Source organism: Methylobacterium sp. E-025, from assembly GCF_022829705.1.
Lineage (GTDB): Bacteria > Pseudomonadota > Alphaproteobacteria > Rhizobiales > Beijerinckiaceae > Methylobacterium.
Genome location: NZ_JAKSYR010000178.1, coordinates 1 through 5,206 on the forward strand (window position 1 = coordinate 1; position 5,206 = coordinate 5,206).

General features: G+C 74.0%; 4 protein-coding genes and 1 pseudogene. 4 read left to right on the forward strand and 1 reads right to left on the reverse strand.

Annotation, left to right across the window (positions count from 1 at the left end; all coding sequences use genetic code 11):
• The 3 genes and pseudogenes from MKK64_RS25580 to MKK64_RS25590 all read left to right on the forward strand — a co-directional run.
• Positions 1-132 (forward strand): annotated as a pseudogene (locus tag MKK64_RS25580) (methionine adenosyltransferase); the annotation flags it as partial.
• 103 nt (positions 133-235) lie between these two features.
• Positions 236-961 (forward strand): tRNA (guanine(46)-N(7))-methyltransferase TrmB, encoded by a 726-nt coding sequence (locus MKK64_RS25585; RefSeq protein ID WP_243938424.1) that lies wholly within the window; start codon positions 236-238, stop codon positions 959-961.
• A 316-nt stretch (positions 962-1,277) separates the two neighbouring features.
• On the forward strand, positions 1,278-3,023 hold the full coding sequence (locus MKK64_RS25590; protein WP_243938426.1) for an HWE histidine kinase domain-containing protein: 1,746 nt from the start codon (positions 1,278-1,280) through the stop codon (positions 3,021-3,023).
• Positions 3,024-3,080: 57 nt separating this feature from the next.
• Here MKK64_RS25590 and MKK64_RS25595 read toward each other — a convergent pair whose 3' ends face one another.
• Positions 3,081-4,001 (reverse strand): hypothetical protein, encoded by a 921-nt coding sequence (locus MKK64_RS25595; protein ID WP_243938428.1) that lies wholly within the window; start codon positions 3,999-4,001, stop codon positions 3,081-3,083.
• Positions 4,002-4,242: 241 nt separating this feature from the next.
• Here MKK64_RS25595 and MKK64_RS25600 point away from each other — a divergent pair, with 241 nt between their 5' ends.
• Positions 4,243-4,842 (forward strand): superoxide dismutase, encoded by a 600-nt coding sequence (locus MKK64_RS25600; protein ID WP_147729591.1) that lies wholly within the window; start codon positions 4,243-4,245, stop codon positions 4,840-4,842.
• Positions 4,843-5,206 lie beyond the last annotated feature (364 nt).

Here is a 5,206-nt window from a genome sequence, read left to right on the forward strand (position 1 = left end):
CTCGGCCTCAACAAGCCGATCTACGCCCGCACCTCGGCCTACGGCCATTTCGGCCGCGCCCCGGACGCCGACGGCGGCTTCTCCTGGGAGCGCACCGACCTCGCCGACAAGCTGAGGTCGGCCCTGGCGTAAGGGTTTCGACCCCGCGCCGGCGGCTCCCTCTCCCGAACGGGAGAGGGGGCCTGCGCCCGATCCGGTCGCCGATCGAGGCGTGAGCCTCCCAACGAGTTTCCCCGTGACCGACACCAGCCCCCCGGCCGACGCCTCCGAGCGGGCCTTCTTCGGCCGACGCAAGGGCAAGCGCCTGCGCGGGCTGCAGGAGCAGCGCCTGTCGGACTTGCTGCCGCGCCTGCGCGTCGCCCCGCCCGCCGACGGCCGCCCCCTCGACCCGGCGACGCTGTTTCCCGGCCTCGCGCGAGGCCCGTCGGAGGTCTGGCTCGAGATCGGCTTCGGCGGCGGCGAGCACCTGGCGGCGCAGGCGGCGGCCCATCCCGAGATCGGCATCATCGGCGCCGAGCCCTTCGTCAACGGCGTCGCCAAGCTGCTGCGCGCCGTCGACGAGCGGGCCTTGCGCAACGTCCGCATCCGCGACGAGGACGTGTCGCCGCTGCTCGCCGCCCTGCCGGATGCCAGCCTCGCGCGGGTCTACCTGCTCTACCCCGATCCCTGGCCGAAGCGGCGCCAGCGCAAGCGCCGCTTCGTCTCGGACGAGTCGCTCGCCGAGATCGCCCGGGTGCTGCGGCCCGGCGGCCTGTTCCGCTTCGCCAGCGACATCGACGACTACGTCGGCTGGACCCTGGTCCGCACCGCCCGCTGCCCGCACCTGCGCTGGACGGCGCGCACGGCCGCCGACTGGACGCAGCCCTATCCCGGCTGGCCCGGCACCCGCTACGAGGCGAAGGCGATCGCGGCCGGGCGCCGCCCGACCTACCTCGAGTTCGCGCGCGTCGCGCCGGGCTGAGGCCCCGTCCGCAGGCGACGATGCGTGAGGTCGCGGGGCCGGCCACCGGGTGCCGGAGGAAAGCGCCGGTGGCCCGGCGCAGGCGACCCGCACGATCCTCGCGGCGGCCTCGGGCGGCGTTCGGCGGCTTTCTTCGAGGATCGGCCGGGGCGACGTGCTGAACTAAGCTGTTGTCGAAGCCGCAGGCGCCGCCGGGCGACTTGCCCCGCTTCGGCCCCGGCCCCATCTTGGGCGCGCTCCTGTCGGGCGCCCGCTCGGTGCCTCCGTCGGGGCGACGCTTTTCGAGACGGCGCGACCGCGCGTTCGAGGGGACGGTGTGACCGACAGGGACGATCACGGCCCGGTGGACGACCCGCGGCGCGCGGCCTTCGAGGAGGCCGCCATCGGGCTGGCCGTGCTGTCGCAGGACGGCGCGCGCCTGCGCGACGCCAACCCCGCGCTCTGCGCCCTGCTCGGCCACCCACCCGGCGCGCTCGCGGGGCGGCCGGCCGCCGATCTCGTCGGCGGCGGCCGGATCGCCGACGGCATCCATCCCTGGCTCCATGCCGACGGCGGCTCGGTCGAGGTGCGGGTGCGCCGCTCCGGCGCCGGCGGGACCGTCCTCGTCGTCGAGGCGGTGGATGCCGACGAGGCGGCCCGCTCCGAGGAGAACCGCCAGGACCTCGCCGCGGCGGGCCTCGGCGAGTGGCGCTGGGAGCGGAGCACCGGCCGCCTCGTGCTGTCGCGCCGCGCCGCGCAGATCCTCGGCCATCCCCCCGGCTCCTCCGCGACCTGGGACATCCTGCGCGCCGGCCTCTCCGCGGGCGAGCCCGACCGGATCCAGGCCGTGGTCCGGGACGCGATGGCGCGCGACGGCGCCTACCGCTTCGAGACCCGCCTGACGCGGGAGGCGGACGGGCGCGAGATCATCGTCGACGTGCGCGGCCGCCCGGTCCACGCCGAAGACGGGCGCCGCACCGGCATGGTCGGCGTGGTGCAGGACGTGACCACGCGGGTCGAGGCCCGCGACGGGCTCGCCGCCCGCGACCAGCGCCTGCGGGTCGCGACCACGGTCGCCCGGCTCGGGATCTTCGAGTGGCACATGCTCGAGGACCACGCGATCTGGGAGAACGAACGGATGTTCGAGATCTTCGGGCACACGCCCGAGGACGGCACCATCGGCAAGACCGAGTTCCTTCGCGATACGCTGCACCCGGACGATCGCGCCGCGGTGCGGCTGGCGATCTCGCAGGCGCTGCGCGACGACGCGATCCTGCACACCACGGGCCGCATCCGCCGCCGCAGCGACGGCGCGTGGCGCACCATCGACCTCGCCGGCCGCTTCGAGCGCGACGCCCCGAACCGGCTGCCGCGGCGGCTGATCGGCCTCGTCGCCGACGTCACCGACCAGCGCCTGGCCGAGGAGCGGCAGGCGCTGCTGATCCGCGAGCTGCACCACCGGGTGAAGAACACCCTGGCGACGGTGCAGGCGATCGTCGGCTCGACCGCGCGGACGGCGTCCAGCATCGAGAGCTTCTATGAAGCCTTCGTCGGCCGCATCAAATCGCTCGCCCACACCCATTCGGTGCTCACCGAGGCGACCTGGCAGACGGCGGACCTGCGCACGCTGCTGCTGAGCGAGCTGCGCCCCTACGCCGAGGCGCAGGCGGGCGAGGGCGAGGCCGCCGATGCGGACGGGGCCCTCGACGGCCGCATCGTGCTCGACGGGCCGGACACGGCGCTGCCCTCCGAGATCGCGGTGCCGATCGGCATGGCGATCCACGAGCTCACCACCAACGCCGCCAAGTACGGCGCGCTCTCCAACCGGCGCGGGCGGATCTCGGTCGCCTGGGCGGTCCTGCCGGGCGGCCCGGCCGGGATGCTGCGCTTCGCCTGGCGCGAGAGCGGCGGCCCGGCGGTGGAGCCGCCCCGCCGCCAGGGCTTCGGCTCGCGCCTGCTGCAGCGGGTGCTGACGACGCAGGTGCAGGCCGAGGTCGAGACCCTCTACGCCCCCGGCGGCTTCGCCCTCACGATGCTGGCCCCGCTTCCGGTGCGGAACGCCAGCCTCGACCCGCCGGGCTGACGCACGGGCACGTGCCCCTTCCCCCTCTGCGGGGGAGGGAGAGCGCGCGAAACGCCTTCAGGCGGCGCCGCGGCTGCCGGCTTCGCCGCCGCCCTCGACGAAGGCCTTCAGCTCGTCGAGGGAGGCGAAGGTGAAGCGGCCCTGCGGTGTGTCCGCCTCGATCGCGCCGTCGGCGTACATCACGTAGGTGTTGCCGCCCGAGGCGTAGCGGCCGACGACCTCGCGGGTGTCCGGCTCGGGCTCGGGGGCCTCCCGCGCGGGCTCGGCATCGAGGCTCCGGCGCAGGGCCGGCGGCTCGGTCGGGGCGAACAGGTCGTCCTCCGGCTCTGGGGCGGGCGGAGGCGGGGGCGGCGGGACGTGCGCGGCCGGCTCCGGCTCCGGCGGCGTGAGGCCGGGGAGCGGCAGCTCCGGCTCGGCCTGCGCCTCGGCCGGCATCGGGGCGGCGGGCTCCGGCTCGTGCGCCGCGTGGTGCGGGACCGCCGGTTCGGGGGGCGGGACCGCCGGCTCGGCATGAGCCTCGGCCGGCTCCGGCATCGAAGGCTCGGGGATCGACGGCTCGGCGTAGCCCTCCGTGAAGACCGGATCGGTCCGGCTCTGGCCGCCGAGCAGGCCGGCGCCGGCGGCCGGCACCAGCACGTTGGGCAGCATCGGGCGGGCCGGCGCCGGGTCGGTCGGCGCGGGCGCGGCCGGGACCGCGAGGGACGCCGGCGCGGGGGCCGCCGGGGGCAGGCGGACCCCGTCCTGCATCGTGCTGACGGCGTCGACGATGCGGCGGGCGTCGAAGGCGTGAGCGACCCGGCGCAGGCCCATCGCCACCACCGCGAGGCCGGAGAGCACCGCCCCGGCCGAGGCGACGGTCGCGCCCGCGATCACCATGGAGAGCCCGCTCTCCAGGCGGACGAAGGGGAACCCCTGGATCACGGCGACGACGCCGCCGATCACCATCGCGGCACTGAGCGCGAACAGCGCAATGATCATGGAACTCTCGAAGTCGGGGCCGGATACGCCAGGATCGTAGTAAGACCTTGCCGGCGTTTTGCAAAACGCCGGCGAACCGGAGTCGGCCCCGCGGCGTGGCGGTTTCCACGGGCTTCGTGCCGGTTCCGGCGTTGCCGCGGCGGGGGCACCGACTTACCTTCCGGTCGTTACCCCGTCGAGCGCGGCGCGCGGCGCGATTCCGCACGCCCGTCCAGAAGACCTCGACAAGACGGAGAATCTGATGACCTTCACCCTGCCGGAACTGCCCTACGCCTACGACGCGCTGGCCCCGTACATGTCGAAGGAAACCCTCGAGTTCCACCACGACAAGCACCACAAGGCCTACGTCGACACCGGCAACAAGCTGCTCGAGGGCACCGGTCTCGAGGGCAAGAGCGTCGAGGAGATCGTCACGGCGAGCTACGGCAACAACCAGCCGCTGTTCAACAATGCCGGCCAGCACTTCAACCACCTGCACTTCTGGCAGTGGATGAAGCCCAACGGCGGCGGCGCGATCCCGGGCAGCCTCGCCAAGAAGATCGACGAGGATCTCGGCGGCGCGGAGAAGTTCAAGGCGGACTTCATCCAGGCGGGCATCGGCCAGTTCGGCTCGGGCTGGGCCTGGCTCGCGGTCAAGGACGGCAAGCTCGCCATCATGAAGACCCCGAACGGCGAGAACCCGCTGGTGCACGGCGCCAAGCCGATCCTCGGCGTCGACGTGTGGGAGCACTCCTACTACATCGACTACCGCAACCGCCGCCCCGACTACCTCAAGGCGTTCCTGGAGAACCTCGTGAACTGGGAACACGTCGAGACGCTGTACGGCGAAGCCACCGCCTGAGGCGGCGTAGCGGAGGTCGCCGCTTGGCGGGCCGGGCGTCGCACCTCGCGGCGCCACGTCCCGGATCGGCGACGGCCTTCACCCATCTCTTGGACGATCACGCCACCGCCTCTTCCCTACCCCCGACGGATCTCGGGCTTGCCCGAGATCCGCAACCCCGTGTGCCCAAGTCGGGCAGGCCCGACTTGGGTGCGGGGGGAGGGAAGCCACCCCTGACAGGCGACGTCCCGCCCCGAGGCGTCCAGCACCGGCCGTTTTCGTCGCGTTCGATCGCACGGCCGGTGCAGGTCGACCAACGGGTCGCGTCCAAGCTTGGCGACGGCGGCGTCCATCCGCCTACGACGCACATTGTCCCGCCGGTCGG

Excerpts from the sequence above, each read along its gene's own strand:
- MKK64_RS25595 (WP_243938428.1), bottom strand. The coding sequence starts at position 4,001 with ATGATCATTGCGCTGTTCGCGCTCAGTGCCGCGATGGTGATCGGCGGC.
- MKK64_RS25600 (WP_147729591.1), top strand. The coding sequence starts at position 4,243 with ATGACCTTCACCCTGCCGGAACTGCCCTACGCCTACGACGCGCTGGCC.